Below are 15,836 nucleotides of genomic sequence, written 5' to 3' on the forward strand. Positions count from 1 at the left end.
TATTAAGTTTTGTGTTATTTAGAACTAATAAAAATAATTATGGTGATTTTTATCATATTTCCAAATAATTTGTTGATAGAAAAGTAACAGGATATTTTCGCTGAAAAGTTTTTTTATAGATATATTTGTTGAAAAATTACAATATGCAATTGGTAAAAGTGGGTCTTTGCGCCTTTGGAATGAGCGGAAAAATTTTTCACGCTCCATTTTTAAAAGAACATCCCGGTTTTTTTTTATCGGCGATTGTAGAAAGAACGAAAGATGATTCAAGAGAAAAATATCCGGATGCAACGATTTACCGTTCTGTGGAAGAAATGCTACATAATGCTGATATCGAAGTTGTGATTGTCAATACACCGGTTCAGACTCATTTTGAGCATACAAAGATGGCTTTGGAAGCCGGAAAAAATGTGGTCGTAGAAAAACCGTTTACAGTAAATGTTGCAGAAGCAGAAGAATTGGTAAGATTAGCAGAAAGTAAAAATCTGTTTCTAAGCGTTTATCAGAACAGAAGGTTTGACCGTGATTATCTTCAGGTACAGAAAATTATTGCTGAAGGAAAACTTGGAAATATAAAAGAAGTTGAAATCCGGTTTGACCGCTTCCGTACAGAAGCCAGCGGAAAAGAACATAAAGAAAATCCCGGGCAAAACGGTTCCGGATCAGTTCATGATTTGGGCTCACACTTAGTGGATCAGGCAACTCAGCTTTTTGGTTTTCCTGAAAAATTATTTGGAGATGTATTTTCGATGAAAGGAGAAGTGTTTGCCAATGATTATTTTGAAATTTTACTTTACTATAAATATGATCTAAGAGTAAGATTAAAATCTTCAGTCTTCACAAAAGAAGAACATTTTGCCTATAAAATTCATGGCAATAAAGGAAGCTTTTTGCAGGAACGAACAGATGATCAGGAAAATGAATTGGCAACAGGAGCAATTCCAGCCTACGGAAAAAACTGGATGCAGCCTTTGAAAGAATCTGATGGAATTTTAAATTATTCAAATGAAAATTCTGAAACAGTAAGAGTTTTAACCTCAAGCGAACCCGGAAATTATATGAATTATTATCAGCAAATTTACGAACATATTGTTTTCGGATATGCTTTGCCATCATTAGGAAATGAGGTCGTTCAGAACATGAAAATTATTGAAGCTGCGTTGGATAGTTCTAAGAAAGGTAGAATTGTTGAGCTAAATTAAAATTAAACATGAAAAAAAGAAGCTCAAGTTTTACAGTAATCGGTCTTTTGTTTGTTGGGATCGGATTGACGCTTGTTGATGACAATATGTATTTGCGATATGGATTTCTGTCATTAGGAACCGCTTTTTTGCTGTACAGTATTTTAACGTTGATTAAAAATAAATAGCCCACCAAAGCAAAATTCGCATTAATTTATCGGAATTAATAAATTCACATTTAAGCTTTTAACTATTAATAAAAACAGGTCTGTTAAAAATCTGTTATATAAATCAATATAATGAAAACAATTACTTTAGTCTTTGGCGCTTTTTATGGGATGTTGTCAGTAATTTTGGGTGCATTCGGCGCACACGCTTTAAAGAAAATCTTATCTGTAGAAAGACTGGAAAGTTTTGAAACAGGAGTAAGATATCAAATGTATGCCGCATTCTTTTTGCTCATTGCAGGTTACATTTTAAAATTTGACACCTCATCCCAAAAATGGATTTCTATTTTGATGATTGCAGGAACAATGCTTTTCTCTTTCAGTATTTATGGCTTGAGTTTGCAGGATTACTTGGGAGCAAATCTTAAATTTTTAGGTCCTATCACACCACTCGGAGGCTTATTGATGAGTTTAAGTTGGGGAATGCTGATTTTTTATTTTATGAAGAACAGAATATAAAATCTGTCAAGTCCCGGCATTTTTTAATGACAGATAACAGACTAATAATTTGCATACCCAAAAGGTATGAAGACAAACTGTTTTTGGCTTAAATTTTAGACTACATCATGTAAATTTTAATTTTTGTGCTAATAATCTTGAACTTCCGTGTCTTTTTATTAAATTTGTCAACCTTTAAAAATTAAAATATAATAATAAAAATAATATGAATCTTCACGAGTATCAATCAAAAGAGATTTTATCAAAGTACGGAGTAGCAATACAACGTGGTTTCGTAGCCAATAATGTAGACGAAGCTGTAGCTGCTGCTGAAAAACTTACCGCTGAAACCGGAGCTCAGGCTTGGGTTGTAAAAGCACAAATTCACGCAGGTGGTCGTGGTAAAGGTGGCGGTGTAAAGTTTTCTCCGAACATGGATAAATTGAAAGAAAACGCTCAGAACATCATCGGAATGCAGTTGGTAACTCCACAAACTTCTGCTGAAGGTAAAAAAGTAAACTCTGTTTTGGTTGCAGAAGATGTTTATTATCCCGGAGAATCTGAAACTAAAGAATTTTATGTTTCTATTCTTTTAGACAGAGCTGAAGGTAAAAATACAATTGTATATTCTACTGAAGGCGGTATGGATATTGAGCACGTTGCTGAAGTAACACCTCATTTGATCCACAACGAATTGATCGATCCTACTTTGGGTCTTCAGGGTTTCCAGGCTAGAAAAATTGCTTTCAACCTTGGTCTTGAAGGAAACGCATTCAAAGAATTTACAAAATTCATCACTTCTCTATATAATGCTTATGTAGGAATTGATGCTTCTTTATTCGAAATCAACCCTGTATTAAAAACTTCTGATAATAAAATTATCGCTGTAGATGCTAAAGTAACTCTGGATGGTAACTCATTGTTCCGTCACAAAGATCTTGAAGCTTTAAGAGATACAAGAGAAGAAGATCCTTTAGATGTAGAAGCTGGTGAAGCTGGTCTTAACTTCGTAAAATTAGATGGTAACGTTGCTTGTATGGTAAACGGTGCCGGTCTTGCAATGGCGACTATGGATATTATCAAATTATCTGGTGGTAACCCTGCAAACTTCTTGGACGTTGGAGGTACTGCTGATGCAGCAAGAGTACAGACTGCTTTTGAAATTATCTTGAGAGATCCAAACGTAAAAGCAATCTTGATCAACATCTTCGGAGGTATCGTAAGATGTGACAGAGTTGCTCAAGGTGTTGTAGACGCTTACCATGCTATGGGAAGCTTGCCTGTTCCATTGATCGTAAGATTACAGGGAACTAACGCTGTAGAAGCTAAAAGATTAATTGACGAATCTGGTCTTCCGGTACACTCTGCAATTACTCTGGAAGAAGCTGCAAACAAAGTAAAAGAAGTTTTAGCTTAAGTCTAAAACTTTCATATAAAGTTGAAACCGTTCCATTTTTTGGGACGGTTTTTTAATGTTCCTAATAAAACTTTATTCCGTGAAAAACTTACACGTTTAAATCAGATATTTGTGTAATTAAATATTTCAACTGACAAATCTCACCAACAACTTTCGGCTTAAAACTTGTATTTTTATCATCACATGGAAAGGACAATTTTACAATCACGATTTAAAGATTCACAACATTTCAAAGATTTTTGGGAAAGAGGCAACGGAAAACAACTGATTGATTTTTCAGGTGCAGAAGTGAGCTTTAAAGATTTTGATAAATTTTCAAAATACTTTTATCATATAGATGAAATTGGGGACGAAGTTGTAAAAGAAGTCTATTTCACCAAAAAATACAGCGAAGCATCAAGAGAAATTGAGCATTACATCCGAAAAGGAGTTTCAAACGATGACAATGTGCCGGAAAGTGTAAAAAAACTATTCAGACAAACACAGACCGTTCCAGACTGGTTAGATTACAGTTTATTGAAAAACGGAGCAGAACTTTGTATGCGTTGTAACCTAGATTCTCTCATTTCGCTTCGTGACTACTGTCTTATTGGCGGTTATGATTATGCTTATCTCAACAAACCTCTTATCGTTACGGAAGCCCTGAAAAAAGGTGCTGTAAAACGACTGTCAGAAACTCTGGATTTTTGGGTCAATGTTACGAGATATGATGCCTTGGAAATTCATAAAAAAGGATATGAATTTGCCATTAAAACAAGACTTATCCATTCTTACGCAAGACTTTCCATTAAAAAACATTACAAAAACTGGGACACCGAAAACTGGGGTGAACCCATCAATTCCTGGGATATGATGGCAACTTACATCGGTTTCAGTCTGGTTTTCCTGCACAGTCTCCATAAATTAGGAAATACTATTTCTGCAGAAGAGGAAAAAGGTCATTTTCACCTTTGGAAATACGTGGGTTACCTTTTGGGAATTCCTGAAGAACTTTTGCCTAACGATAAAAAACAGGCGACAGAATACTTTTATTTATGGACTTCTATTCAGCCATCTGCAGATCAGGATTCTGTTTTGCTTGCACATTCTTTGCTCAACGAATCGCTTGAAAATCCTATTTTAAAATTTGAGTTTCAGAGAAAAAACCTGAGATATTTACACATTTGCTGTACCTGGTATCTTCTTGATGATGAGGTTTGTAAAAGACTTCAGATTCCAGAAGTTTCATTACGCAATGGTTTTCCTTATGTGAAAAGATTTTTCAATAAAATATATGATAATACAGTGAGCAGAAAAAACCGGATCAAAAAAGGAAATAAAGATCAGATGAAGGTGCTGGAGGATTATTTAAGAATCACCCAACATTCCAATTTTCATTAGTTGGTAATGATTCGTACTTTATATTTTATTTCATTTAGACTGGAAAAATTTTATCATTTTTTAACGCTAAAAACAAATCTCGAAAACAAATATTATTAGCATTTTAAAATTTAAATTCCGTATTTTTGATAAATTATTTAATACAATATGAGCAATATAGACGATAAGAAAAAAGCACTTGCTTTGGTGCTTGACAAGCTAGATAAAACATACGGAAAAGGGACTGTAATGACGTTGGGAGACAGTGCGATTGACACGACCATCGAAGTTATTCCTTCAGGATCTTTAGGACTAGACATCGCTTTAGGCGTTGGCGGTTACCCTAGAGGGAGAATTATTGAGATCTACGGACCTGAGTCTTCAGGTAAAACAACTTTAACTTTACATGCAATTGCAGAAGCACAGAAAGCAGGCGGAATCGCTGCATTCATTGATGCTGAGCACGCTTTTGACAGAGGTTATGCAGGAAAATTAGGAATCGATCTTGAAAACCTGATCATTTCTCAGCCAGACAACGGTGAGCAGGCTTTGGAAATTGCAGACAACCTGATCCGTTCAGGAGCAATTGATATTGTAGTCATTGACTCGGTGGCTGCACTGACACCAAAAGCAGAGATTGAAGGTGAAATGGGAGATTCTAAAATGGGTCTTCACGCAAGATTGATGTCTCAGGCTTTAAGAAAATTAACGGCGACAATTTCAAGAACAAAATGTACGGTAATTTTCATCAACCAGTTGAGAGAAAAAATCGGAGTAATGTTCGGAAATCCTGAAACGACAACTGGTGGTAATGCATTGAAATTTTACGCTTCAGTAAGAGTTGACATCAGAAAAGCAAGCGCCCCAATCAAAAACGGTGATGAAGCTGTTGGTAGCCGTGTGAAAGTGAAAATTGTGAAAAACAAAGTAGCTCCGCCTTTCAAAATGGCAGAATTTGACATTATGTACGGTGAAGGTGTTTCTAAAACAGGAGAAATCCTTGATACTGCGGTTGATTTGGGAATCGTGAAGAAAAGCGGTTCATGGTTCAGCTACGGTGATACCAAATTGGGACAAGGACGTGATGGCGTAAGAGATCTATTGAAAGACAATCCTGAACTGGCTGAAGAGCTTGAAGGCAAAGTAAAAGAAGAGATTATCAACAACAAAAAGTAATTTGTTTTGATTGAAATACAAAAGACAGCTGAGAGGCTGTCTTTTATTGTATTAAATAAAAAAGACGTTATGAAAACAAAAATTTTAATCTTAATCACGCTATTTTTATTTATATTTTGTAATGCACAAAACCACACTTCTGAACATCTTATTTTTAAAAACGTTCCGATAGACGGCACTCTTGCAGACTATATTCTCAAGATGAAAAAAAATGGACTAACTCATTTGAGTACTGAAGATGGAACAGCGATCTTGCAAGGTGATTTTGCAGGATATAAGGATTGCCATATTGGAGTTTCAACATTAAAAATGGTAGATTTAGTTTCTAAAATTGCGGTTGTATTTCCTGAGAAAGAAACATGGTCATCACTTTCAGACAACTATTTTAATTTAAAAAAAATGTTAAGCGAAAAATATGGAGAACCGTCAGATGTTTTAGAAAAATTTGTAACAAAATCCTATTCTCAGCCTGAAGATGACAGTTCTAAAATGTATCAAGTTAAATTTGACAACTGTAAATTTTATTCAATTTGGGAAACTGACAAAGGGCAAATTCAATTATCTATAGAACACAATGGTGTCATCAGTTGCTTTATAAAATTAATGTATTTTGATAAAATTAATGGTAACAGAATTTATGATAAGGCTAAAGATGATTTATAAAGATAGATAAACACCAAAAATTAAAATGCCAATCTGTCACTTTTCGTTCAATGGTATTTCTTTTGAGAATTAATAATCAAATTTAAAATAAAATGACAAAAGGAAATATCAATGTTTCGGTGGAAAATATTTTTCCGTTGATTAAAAAGTTTTTGTACAGCGACCACGAAATATTTTTAAGAGAACTTATTTCAAACGCTACAGATGCAACTTTAAAATTAAAACACCTTACCAATATCGGTGAAGCCAAAGTTGATTACGGAAATCCGAAAATCGAAGTTAAAATCGATAAAGAAAACAAAAAACTCCACATCATCGACCAAGGTTTGGGAATGACCGCTGAAGAAGTTGAAAAATACATCAACCAGGTTGCCTTTTCCGGAGCTGAAGAATTCTTAGACAAGTATAAAGATTCTGCGAAAGATTCCGGGATTATCGGGCATTTCGGATTAGGTTTTTACTCCGCCTTTATGGTGGCTGAAAAAGTTGAAATCCTTACTAAATCTTACCGTGACGAAAACCCTGCAGTTCGTTGGATCTGCGATGGTAGTCCAGAATTTAGTCTAGAAGAAACTACTGATAAAACTGATCGAGGAACGGAGATTATTCTTCACATTGCAGAAGATTCTACAGAATTTTTAGAAGAAAGCAGAATCCGCGAATTGTTGATGAAGTACAACAAATTCATGCCTGTTCCTATCAAATTCGGAACAAAAACGGAAACACTTCCTTTACCGGAAGGAGCTGCAGAAGATGCAGTTGCAGAAACTGTAGAAGTTGATAATATCGTTAATAACCCCACTCCTGCCTGGACGAAATCTCCAAACGAATTAAAAGATGAAGATTACAAAGCGTTTTATCACGAGTTGTACCCAATGCAGTTTGAGGAGCCTTTGTTTAATATTCATCTGAATGTTGATTATCCGTTCAATCTGACGGGAGTTTTGTTCTTTCCAAAATTGGCGAATAATTTAAATATCGAAAAAGATAAGATTCAGTTGTATCAAAATCAGGTTTTTGTAACCGATGAGGTAAAAGGAATTGTTCCTGACTTTTTGATGTTGTTAAGAGGTGTTATTGATTCTCCGGACATTCCGTTGAATGTTTCACGTTCTTATTTGCAAGCTGACGGGGCTGTGAAGAAAATTTCTTCTTACATCACGAAGAAAGTTGCCGATAAAATGGTTTCTCTGATTAATGAAAACCGTGAAGATTACAACAAAAAATGGAACGACATCAAAATCGTTATTGAATACGGAATGATTTCTGAAGATAAATTCTTCGAAAAATCTGACAAATTTGCGTTGTATCCAACAACTGACGGTCAATATTTCCTTTGGAATGAATTGGAAGAAAAAATCAAGCCTTCTCAAACCGATAAAGACGGAAATTTAGTCATTCTTTATGCTACGAATGCTGATGAACAGCACTCTTACATTCAGTCTGCGAAAGACAAAGGGTATGAGGTAATTCTTTTAGATTCTCCGATTGTACCGCACTTAATTCAGAAATTAGAAACCTCAAAAGAGAAAATTTCTTTTGCAAGAGTAGATGCAGATCACATCAATAATTTGATTAAAAAAGATGAACCTGCGATTTCTAAATTGAATGAAACTGAAAAAGAAATATTAAAGAAAAGCGTTGAAGAGTCAATTAATGATAAGAAATTCACAGTTCAATTAGAAGATTTAGACAGCACAGATGCACCTTTCACAATCACTCAACCCGAATTTATGCGTAGAATGAAAGATATGCAGGCAACCGGTGGTGGCGGAATGTTCGGAATGGGCGGTTTCCCGGAAATGTACAATTTGGTGGTGAACTCTAACAGTGAATTTGCAACTAAAATTCTGGCTAATGAAAAAGCTGAAGAGAAAAGTTCTCAGATTAAATATGCTTTAGATTTGGCTAAACTTTCTCAGAACTTGTTGAAAGGAAAAGATTTGACAGATTTTATCCAAAGAAGCTATAAGCAGTTGGAAAAGTAAATTAAACTTACTTATATTAAAGCTCGGAACGATGATGTCGTTCCGAGTTTTTTATGAAAATAATATCAATAATTAGGAGCTAATCCCGCTATCCGCTATATCTTTTTTGCTTTTAGAGAAGTCAGCCATAAAATAAAGTTTCGGAAAAAGCAAAAAAGGATGCCGCTTCTATCGGGGCTAGGAAGTTCGTATTCCAATCAAACTTTTCTCAAAAAAAATCAAACTAGCTCAAAACGTTTTCCAGCTACATCTCCTCCAGAGGATTCCAAAACAGTTTTTTGAAATTTTTTATTCTGAAATTCTCCACTTCAATTCCTTCTTCTTCCAATCTTTCCTGAAATTCCGGAACCGACAAAGTTCCCGAACTCGATATCACACGATGCGCCGGAACATCTTTAGGACAGCCTCCCATCGCTTTCCCGACATGGCGCGAATGATTGGGAAATCCAACGGCTTTTGCAATGGCTCCGTAAGAAGAAACCCTTCCTTTGGGAATAAGTTTGGAAATTTCCCAGACCTGCTGCTTGAAAAGTTCGTTCATTATATTTATTTTGAATAACATTCAAATTTAAGAAATAAATCTTCTACTTGTAATTTACTGCACAAGCTTATTAAATTTTAAAGATAAAAGCTGTGATCGTAACGAATACTGCAATGGAAATTTTGTTTTTAAATTAAGGTTGTATTTGCATCATTTTTGAAGGATGTAATATAAAATCATGCAATTATGAAAAAGTCAATTTTCAGATTTTTAAACAAGATCAACAAAGCTGTTTTACCAAAATTAAGTGATAAAGATCCTGACAAACTAACTAAAATTCAGAAAGGTATCTTAGCATACCGCTATTTTGTCCTTACTAATTCTTTAGACTGAAAGATTTAAATAAGAAAAACTAATAAAAAAAACGCTCCGTTAATTGGAGCGTTTTTGTATGAATTTTTCCTTCGTCAGAGTAAGGATAAATTTAATTTTCTAAAATGTAAGAGAACATCAGCGGCGCACAAATGGTGGCATCACTTTCTACGATAAATTTCGGCGTGGTAATATCCAATTTCCCCCAAGTAATCTTCTCGTTGGGAACCGCTCCAGAATAAGAACCGTAAGAAGTAGTAGAATCTGAAATCTGACAGAAATAAGACCAGAACGGAATGTCATGCATTTCCATATCCTGATACAACATCGGCACCACACAAATCGGGAAATCTCCTGCAATACCTCCACCAATCTGGAAAAACCCGACACCTTTTCCTGCTGAATTTTTCGTATACCAATCTGCCAAATAGGTCATGTACTCGATTCCTGACTTCATTGTAGTTGCTGTCAGCTCACCTTTAATACAATAAGAGGCAAAGATATTTCCCATTGTAGAATCTTCCCATCCCGGAACTACAATTGGAAGATTTTTCTCTGCGGCAGCAATCATCCAAGAGTTTTCTCTAGGAATTTCATAATACTGCTCAAGAACTCCCGAAAGAATCATTTTATACATAAATTCATGCGGAAAATATCTTTCGCCTTTTGATTCAGCATCTTTCCAGATCTCAACGATATGTTTCTGCAGTCTTCTGAACGCTTCTTCTTCAGGAATACAAGTATCTGTAACTCTGTTCAGCCCTCTTTCCAAAAGATCCCACTCGTCCTGAGCCGTCAGATCTCTGTAATGAGGTACTCTTTCGTAGTGAGAATGCGCTACAAGGTTCATCAGATCTTCTTCAAGATTTGCTCCTGTACAAGAAATGAAATCTACTTTGTCCTGACGGATCATTTCAGCTAAAATCTTTCCTAACTCAGCGGTTGACATTGCTCCTGCCAACGTGATCATCATTTTTCCGCCTTCTTTCAGATGGGCAACATATCCTTTTGATGCGTCTACCAAAGCTGCTGCATTGAAATGCAGGTAATATTTTTCTATGAACTCAGTAATCGGTTTGCTCATTTTTTAATTTTTTTACAAAGATAAAATTTAAAAACGGAAAGTTGCCGCTGCGCTTAAAGAAAGTCTGCTTAGCCCTTCTCTTTCTTCTTCATCGAAATTTACCGTTGTACCATTATATTTCATCTTACTCAATGTTCCTCCTGTAAGACCAAGTTTAGGACCAACAAAAATATGATCAGTGATTGCGTATTGATAAGCAAAATTAGCTTCCAAACCAAGATTTGAACCCTTACCTGTAATAGAACCCGTTTTAGTGGTATAAGAGATTACACCTAAAGCTATGTCATAAAATAATTTGTGCTTTGTATCGTCTTTGAAATTTGAAAACATATAAGCCGGACCCACAAAAGTGATATTATCTTTTGTACTTACAAACCCCGAAACAACTTGCCCATTTGAACCCTGCACCGCTATTCTTCCATCGCTTGACGCTATATATGTAGAGTATTTTATACCGATTGCACCATTTCCTTTGAGGTGATAATACGCAGAAACACTTACATCCACTCCACTTTTCAGACCTTTGATGTAATCTCTTGATTCTTTGGAAATTCCTTCAGGCATTTTTGCAAGACGCCATGCATAACCAACCGAAGGTATTACTGAAATTCTGGATTCTGAAGAGGTTGCTTCCTGTGCTGAGAAAAAGAATGGGACTGCGAATACCCCAAAAAGTAAAAGTTTTTTAAACATTGTCATCAATTTTCCGCAAAAATACATTTTTTTCCAGTTGTGGAGAATTAAAATTTAAAACGTCTGTTTTCTTTTTTATCTGAATTTTGTTTTTTCTGTTGAATACGTTTTTCTACCGAAGACCTTGTAGGCTTTGTTTTTGCCCGGAACTTTGGAATAATTAAAGATTGATCTACCAGATCAAGAATTTTCTCAATAGCAATTTTCTTATTCTGAAGCTGGGTTCTGCTTTCTGAAACACTTAGAAATAAAAAACCCTCAAGATTGATTCTGTTTTTAAGTTTTTCTTTGATTAAACTTTTCTGTCTCTCATTAAAAAATTCCGAATCATCCACTTTCCAGGTTACAGTAACAGAAGTCTCCACTTTGTTCACATTCTGACCTCCTGCTCCGCTGCTGCGGGAAGTTTTAAAATTCAGTTCTTTGGTAAAATCTTTCATTATTTTAAAAAATTTTCAGGAAACAATTGTGACTTTTTTTTGATGTATCCAATATCTCCTTGTACAAAATTAATGTCTCCTTCATGATTGCCGATTGACTTTGTCTTAAAAAACACCGTTCTTTTATTCGAATCAATAATTACAGAATCTCCCGAATTAATTTGACTTCTGCAAACCTGAGTGTAGATTTCCGCATTTTCACCTTTTATGGCATATGGAAAATATTTTTTTTCTTTTTTGGATTAAAATAATTAAAATTAGACTCAAAATTGCTCATGTAAATTACAGCAAAGCAATGATTATTTGAAATATGAAAAGAATCTACTATACCTTTTAATTTAAAATCATTTTTCAAATCCAAAGAATCTTTTTTATATTCTTGTGCTCCCCATTTTTGTATTTGATAAACCATTATGACAAAAAGAATCAACATAATTGGGATTTTATATCTATTTTTCATCTAAAATTTTCATTAGTTGAATCCTGTTCACTTTTCCATTTGCAGTTCTGGGAATTTCATCAACAAAGATAATTTCTTTCGGCTTGTAAAAACTTTTTTCAAACTGAATTTCAGTTACTTTCTTTATTAAATTTTCAGATTCCTGTGCTTCAATCACTGCAATCAACTTTTGTCCCAAACTTTCATCTCTTAATCCTAAAAAAACAACTTCATTCGGAATTTCTTTTTTCACCAACGCTTCGAGTTCTTCGGGAAATATTTTTGCTCCTCCTGAATTGATTATATTATCAATTCTTCCTAAAAATCTAAACTGATTGCCATTGCTAATTTCAACTAAATCATTAGTCTGCAAAATTTCTGAATTCAAATCAGGAGCGAAAATTTTCAAACATCCTCTTTCATCTTTAGAAATAGAAACGTTTTCAAAAACCTTAAAATAATCATCCGCTACAGGAAAAATCTCTTTCAAGGCAATATGAGAAAGCGTTTCAGACATTCCGTAAGTCTCGTAGATTCTTGTCAGACTGTTTGAATGTCTGAGCGTTTGACTTATTTTCGATTTTAAAGATTCGGAAACAGCCGCACCACCGATAATTAAATTTTTAATCAAATGAATTTTATCTAATGAGTTTTGAACCTGCAAAGGTGTCATTGCACAGAAATCAACTGTTTCATTCAGATCTTTTAAAGGTTCTAAAGACGGATTTTTGACAATCAATTTCAATTTTCTTTCAAAAGACCGTACAACCATCATTTTCCCTGAAATGTATTCGACAGGGAGACAAATCAGTGCTTTATCATCTTTATTTAAGTTTAAAAAATTACACGTCATCTTTGCAGAATTCAGCATTTTAATTTTTTCAATCTCAAAAATTTTCGGAGTTCCGGTAGAGCCCGAAGTCTGAACTTTTACTCTTTCAGAATCCGAGAGCCACTCTTCTAAAAAAAAAAACACTTTTTTTTCAAATTCTGTCTGAGAATGTAAATTATTAATTTCGAGATTATTGAAGTCAATCATCATGATTATGCTGCTAAAAATGTGGTGTAAATTTAAAAAAAATAAAAAAACGATTTGCACGTAAACAAAAAAACTGTAGATTTGCATCACCAAATAAAACAGACCTATAGTGTAGTGGTAACACACCGGTTTTTGGTACCGTTATCCGGGGTTCGAATCCCTGTGGGTCTACATAGCAGGAGAAATGATTATTATTATCATTTCTCCTGTTTTCTTTTTTTGGCAACTCATTGTTAATCTGAAAAATAAGATTTACGATGGTGTTAATTCGGGTGGTTCGATAATGATTTCCGTCAAATTCCAATTTTTCGGGGAATATCGAACCGATAATTTGCCGTTTGACCGCAATTCCCCCTTCCGAGTACGTTTTCCAGAGATTTGTAAGACTTTCAATAGCGTGATCAATGAGTTTTGGAATGTCAACTTTCGATTGCTCGGGTAGAATATTCAACTGAATTTCCAGCCTTTCAATTTGCTCTTTACAGTCCTTTTTTATCTCAATATATTCATAATCATCGATCGTTTCTGCAAGCAATTTATTTCTTGCGATAGATAATCTGGAATTTAATTTATCTATTTCATCGGAAAGTGTTTTCTTTTCGAGTCTCGGTGTTTTAATGAATCTCTCATAAGAATTTAAGAATATCTTTCTGACCAATTTCTTTACAGTTTCTGTCATTTGCAACGCCTTCAATCCATCCTCAAAAACAGAATTGACAATCTCAGCTCTGTGGCGAAAACCGCAGGTAGCGTTGCAATGATAATAATAGTATCTGTTATTTCTGCCTTTCGATGCACTTGCAGTAATATTCTTTCCACAATTAGGACAAATCAAAAAGCCTCTTAATGGAAAATATTCATCTGATAATATCTTGGTGTTAGGTCTGTGTATTCTCTTTTTGCCATCTAAAATTTCCTGTACCCTGTAAAATAAAGATTCGGTGATCAATGGCTGATGCTGACCAATAATAAAATAAGCTTCTTCATCTTTAAATTTTGGGATAAAAACCTTTCCGCAATAGACTGGATTTCTGATAGCGATATGAAATGACGTTCTGCTAATTTTCTTCCGAAGTGATTCGTTCATTTTTAATCTAATCTGATTAGAAGCATAAATTCCTTTCGATATTTCTTCAAATGCCCATTTCATTTTAGATGCCTCTGGTTCGCTGAGTGCAATGTATTTCTTGCCGTTTTCTGTCGTTTTATTTGCATATCCAAAAGGTGCTTTTCCCATAACACGACCTTCCTTTACTGCTCTTCTCATTCCGTAGAATACATTCAATGCTCTTCTGTCGTTCTCAACTTCGGGAGCAGCAAGATAGATTGCCAGCATCATTTTATTTTCCGGAATAGAAAGATCAAGGGGTTGTTCAACCGCTTGCGGATCTATTCCCAATTTGGTAAGGATGCTTATCATCTGATATGCATCGCCTGCGTTTCTGCTGAACCTGTCCCATTTGGTAAATAAGATCAAATTGGTTTTACAGCCTTTCTTCTTTAGCTCAACCAACAATTTTGTCCATTCGGGACGGTTGAAGGATTTTGCAGAATGGTCTTCATAGATAATTCTTCCAACGGTAATATTATTTTGCGAGCAAAAACGACGTAGCCGCTCTTCCTGATCTCTTTGGGAATAGCCTTTGTCTGCTTGTTCATCTGTGGAGACTCGTATATATAGATCTGCTATTTTCATAATGATAAAGATTTAAATTTGTGATATGATGTTGACTGTCTGGACGAACAAATAAGAGTTAGAATTATCTGTATTCCAATTTTATAAGTGATACTATTCCAGGAAGTATGTCACTCTTCATCGTTGTCAAAATACTTTTTGATAACGATCACTGTAAGGCTGTAGAGAAATTCCATTATCTTTTCGGCTTCCTCTTGTGTTACTTCCATACCTTCGCTTTTGAAGTATTCCATTACTTCCTCTATCGGGATTTTCTTGATTTCTTTTGGCTGAGACATAAATACAGAATTTCCCTAAATATAATTTAGAGAAATTCCAACATTAAATCTTTGATATGTATTGGCATCAATAGTCTTTATTAGTCTGCCTACTCATTGTTATCTCAATAATATAATCTTATTTTATTTCCTTTTTCTCTTCGGAATAGGCTTCAATTCACCTGAAAAATCAAACATATTAACTTGACTTCCTTCGAATGGATTGTAAGAAGGCTGGTAGTCGAAATAACCTAAAGAATGTAGTTCCTTTATACATTTATGATAAGTAGCTCTTGAGTGTATTTTACTAATTCGCATAACCTCATCCCGAGAGATATGGATCGGATTCTTAAAGCGATTGAAGTTCCAGAATTGAAATAAAGCCATATACAGGCTGATATGCGTGGGATTTAATGAGCTTTCTTGTGTTACTTTCCCAAAGAAGACTGTTAAATGTTTGATGTAATTCATTTGCTTGATAGTAATTTGCTGATATCCAATTGAAATATCTCGCAGTGAAAAGCTTGAGAAAGATGAAATAATTATGAAGGTTTATTATTTAATAACTGCTCGATATCTTTGTAATTGTAATATAAAGTTCCTCCAATGCGGGTGTAAGACAAAGTTCCATTAACACGAAGGTTCTGTAATGTTCCAGTGGAAATTTTTAGAAGTTCTTTGACCTCCGTTGATCTTAGCCACAATTTCTTTTCTGAATTTTTTACTTGAAGCAGGTTCTTAATTTCTTCCAGTAATTCTGTCTTGAATATTTGTAAATCTTCTTTTGTAATGATATCTATTTTCATAAGTGTAAATTTGATTTTATTCATCAATCATCTGAAACTGAGGAAAAGTGAGGAATAGAGTCCTGAATTATAAAGAACGT

17 protein-coding genes, 1 tRNA gene and 1 pseudogene are annotated in these 15,836 nt (G+C 34.6%); 10 read left to right on the forward strand and 9 right to left on the reverse strand.

Translation table 11 applies throughout. The features are described from left to right. Positions 1-143 precede the first annotated feature (143 nt). The 8 genes from AC4FQ5_RS07670 to htpG all read left to right on the forward strand — a co-directional run bounded on the left by AC4FQ5_RS07670 (position 144) and on the right by htpG (position 8,449). Positions 144-1,202, forward strand: a complete 1,059-nt coding sequence (locus AC4FQ5_RS07670; protein WP_491142139.1) for a Gfo/Idh/MocA family oxidoreductase — start codon at positions 144-146, stop codon at positions 1,200-1,202. Between the two features lie 8 nt (positions 1,203-1,210). After that, complete coding sequence (locus tag AC4FQ5_RS07675) at positions 1,211-1,369, forward strand: hypothetical protein (protein ID WP_491142141.1); 159 nt, start codon at positions 1,211-1,213, stop codon at positions 1,367-1,369. Positions 1,370-1,480: 111 nt separating this feature from the next. After that, a complete protein-coding gene (locus AC4FQ5_RS07680) occupies positions 1,481-1,867 on the forward strand; it encodes a DUF423 domain-containing protein (RefSeq protein WP_491142143.1) in 387 nt (128 codons plus the stop codon). Positions 1,868-2,072: 205 nt separating this feature from the next. After that, positions 2,073-3,263: an ADP-forming succinate--CoA ligase subunit beta gene (gene sucC / locus AC4FQ5_RS07685; protein WP_300351945.1), complete on the forward strand. Its 1,191-nt coding sequence runs from the start codon at positions 2,073-2,075 to the stop codon at positions 3,261-3,263. A 183-nt stretch (positions 3,264-3,446) separates the two neighbouring features. Next, positions 3,447-4,643, forward strand: a complete 1,197-nt coding sequence (locus AC4FQ5_RS07690; RefSeq protein ID WP_491142145.1) for an oxygenase MpaB family protein — start codon at positions 3,447-3,449, stop codon at positions 4,641-4,643. A 147-nt stretch (positions 4,644-4,790) separates the two neighbouring features. After that, the gene (recA, locus tag AC4FQ5_RS07695) at positions 4,791-5,798 is read left to right on the forward strand and encodes a recombinase RecA (protein WP_263003617.1); all 1,008 of its coding nucleotides are present in this window, start codon (positions 4,791-4,793) and stop codon (positions 5,796-5,798) included. Between the two features lie 69 nt (positions 5,799-5,867). Then, entirely contained in the window at positions 5,868-6,461 is a 594-nt protein-coding gene (locus AC4FQ5_RS07700; RefSeq protein WP_491142147.1) for a hypothetical protein, read from the forward strand. Between the two features lie 92 nt (positions 6,462-6,553). Then, positions 6,554-8,449 carry a molecular chaperone HtpG gene (gene htpG / locus AC4FQ5_RS07705; protein WP_491142148.1) on the forward strand — a complete coding sequence of 632 codons (1,896 nt, stop codon included), beginning with the start codon at positions 6,554-6,556 and terminating at the stop codon, positions 8,447-8,449. A gap of 244 nt (positions 8,450-8,693) precedes the next feature. On the opposite strand, the gene AC4FQ5_RS07710 is transcribed toward htpG, so the two are convergent. After that, complete coding sequence (locus tag AC4FQ5_RS07710) at positions 8,694-8,990, reverse strand: MGMT family protein (protein WP_491142150.1); 297 nt, start codon at positions 8,988-8,990, stop codon at positions 8,694-8,696. 186 nt (positions 8,991-9,176) lie between these two features. On the opposite strand from AC4FQ5_RS07710, the gene AC4FQ5_RS07715 reads away from it, so the two are divergent. Then, positions 9,177-9,323 (forward strand): hypothetical protein, encoded by a 147-nt coding sequence (locus tag AC4FQ5_RS07715; protein ID WP_491142152.1) that lies wholly within the window; start codon positions 9,177-9,179, stop codon positions 9,321-9,323. Between the two features lie 91 nt (positions 9,324-9,414). Here AC4FQ5_RS07715 and AC4FQ5_RS07720 read toward each other — a convergent pair whose 3' ends face one another. From AC4FQ5_RS07720 to AC4FQ5_RS07740, 5 genes are all read right to left on the reverse strand, one after another. After that, positions 9,415-10,386 (reverse strand): deoxyhypusine synthase family protein, encoded by a 972-nt coding sequence (locus AC4FQ5_RS07720; protein WP_491142154.1) that lies wholly within the window; start codon positions 10,384-10,386, stop codon positions 9,415-9,417. A gap of 27 nt (positions 10,387-10,413) precedes the next feature. Next, positions 10,414-11,079, reverse strand: coding sequence for a hypothetical protein (locus AC4FQ5_RS07725; RefSeq protein WP_491142156.1), 666 nt, complete (start codon positions 11,077-11,079; stop codon positions 10,414-10,416). A gap of 47 nt (positions 11,080-11,126) precedes the next feature. Then, positions 11,127-11,519 (reverse strand): alternative ribosome rescue aminoacyl-tRNA hydrolase ArfB, encoded by a 393-nt coding sequence (gene arfB / locus AC4FQ5_RS07730; RefSeq protein ID WP_491142158.1) that lies wholly within the window; start codon positions 11,517-11,519, stop codon positions 11,127-11,129. 205 nt (positions 11,520-11,724) lie between these two features. Beyond that, positions 11,725-11,979: a hypothetical protein gene (locus AC4FQ5_RS07735; RefSeq protein WP_491142160.1), complete on the reverse strand. Its 255-nt coding sequence runs from the start codon at positions 11,977-11,979 to the stop codon at positions 11,725-11,727. Further along, complete coding sequence (locus tag AC4FQ5_RS07740) at positions 11,969-13,000, reverse strand: AMP-binding protein (RefSeq protein WP_491142162.1); 1,032 nt, start codon at positions 12,998-13,000, stop codon at positions 11,969-11,971. The genes AC4FQ5_RS07735 and AC4FQ5_RS07740 overlap by 11 nt, the downstream gene beginning before the upstream one ends. Before the next feature lie 97 nt (positions 13,001-13,097). On the opposite strand from AC4FQ5_RS07740, the gene AC4FQ5_RS07745 reads away from it, so the two are divergent. Continuing rightward, positions 13,098-13,168: transfer RNA gene (locus AC4FQ5_RS07745), tRNA-Gln, on the forward strand. Between the two features lie 577 nt (positions 13,169-13,745). Here the strand turns inward: AC4FQ5_RS07745 and AC4FQ5_RS07750 are convergent. The 3 genes and pseudogenes from AC4FQ5_RS07750 to AC4FQ5_RS07760 form a co-directional block, all read right to left on the reverse strand. Then, positions 13,746-14,693: pseudogene (locus AC4FQ5_RS07750) on the reverse strand (recombinase family protein); the annotation flags it as partial. A 110-nt stretch (positions 14,694-14,803) separates the two neighbouring features. Continuing rightward, the gene (locus tag AC4FQ5_RS07755; RefSeq protein WP_491142164.1) at positions 14,804-14,971 is read right to left on the reverse strand and encodes a hypothetical protein; all 168 of its coding nucleotides are present in this window, start codon (positions 14,969-14,971) and stop codon (positions 14,804-14,806) included. Positions 14,972-15,492: 521 nt separating this feature from the next. Next, the gene (locus tag AC4FQ5_RS07760; protein ID WP_129534934.1) at positions 15,493-15,756 is read right to left on the reverse strand and encodes a helix-turn-helix domain-containing protein; all 264 of its coding nucleotides are present in this window, start codon (positions 15,754-15,756) and stop codon (positions 15,493-15,495) included. Positions 15,757-15,836: the final 80 nt, after the last annotated feature.

The organism is Chryseobacterium sp. DT-167 (assembly GCF_058310155.1).

Excerpts from the sequence above, each read along its gene's own strand:
- AC4FQ5_RS07715 (WP_491142152.1), top strand. The coding sequence starts at position 9,177 with ATGAAAAAGTCAATTTTCAGATTTTTAAACAAGATCAACAAAGCTGTT.
- AC4FQ5_RS07690 (WP_491142145.1), top strand. The coding sequence starts at position 3,447 with ATGGAAAGGACAATTTTACAATCACGATTTAAAGATTCACAACATTTC.
- arfB (WP_491142158.1), bottom strand. The coding sequence starts at position 11,519 with ATGAAAGATTTTACCAAAGAACTGAATTTTAAAACTTCCCGCAGCAGC.
- AC4FQ5_RS07725 (WP_491142156.1), bottom strand. The coding sequence starts at position 11,079 with ATGTTTAAAAAACTTTTACTTTTTGGGGTATTCGCAGTCCCATTCTTT.
- AC4FQ5_RS07735 (WP_491142160.1), bottom strand. The coding sequence starts at position 11,979 with ATGAAAAATAGATATAAAATCCCAATTATGTTGATTCTTTTTGTCATA.
- AC4FQ5_RS07680 (WP_491142143.1), top strand. The coding sequence starts at position 1,481 with ATGAAAACAATTACTTTAGTCTTTGGCGCTTTTTATGGGATGTTGTCA.
- htpG (WP_491142148.1), top strand. The coding sequence starts at position 6,554 with ATGACAAAAGGAAATATCAATGTTTCGGTGGAAAATATTTTTCCGTTG.
- recA (WP_263003617.1), top strand. The coding sequence starts at position 4,791 with ATGAGCAATATAGACGATAAGAAAAAAGCACTTGCTTTGGTGCTTGAC.
- AC4FQ5_RS07675 (WP_491142141.1), top strand. The coding sequence starts at position 1,211 with ATGAAAAAAAGAAGCTCAAGTTTTACAGTAATCGGTCTTTTGTTTGTT.
- AC4FQ5_RS07760 (WP_129534934.1), bottom strand. The coding sequence starts at position 15,756 with ATGAAAATAGATATCATTACAAAAGAAGATTTACAAATATTCAAGACA.
- AC4FQ5_RS07755 (WP_491142164.1), bottom strand. The coding sequence starts at position 14,971 with ATGTCTCAGCCAAAAGAAATCAAGAAAATCCCGATAGAGGAAGTAATG.
- AC4FQ5_RS07670 (WP_491142139.1), top strand. The coding sequence starts at position 144 with ATGCAATTGGTAAAAGTGGGTCTTTGCGCCTTTGGAATGAGCGGAAAA.
- sucC (WP_300351945.1), top strand. The coding sequence starts at position 2,073 with ATGAATCTTCACGAGTATCAATCAAAAGAGATTTTATCAAAGTACGGA.
- AC4FQ5_RS07720 (WP_491142154.1), bottom strand. The coding sequence starts at position 10,386 with ATGAGCAAACCGATTACTGAGTTCATAGAAAAATATTACCTGCATTTC.
- AC4FQ5_RS07740 (WP_491142162.1), bottom strand. The coding sequence starts at position 13,000 with ATGATGATTGACTTCAATAATCTCGAAATTAATAATTTACATTCTCAG.
- AC4FQ5_RS07700 (WP_491142147.1), top strand. The coding sequence starts at position 5,868 with ATGAAAACAAAAATTTTAATCTTAATCACGCTATTTTTATTTATATTT.
- AC4FQ5_RS07710 (WP_491142150.1), bottom strand. The coding sequence starts at position 8,990 with ATGAACGAACTTTTCAAGCAGCAGGTCTGGGAAATTTCCAAACTTATT.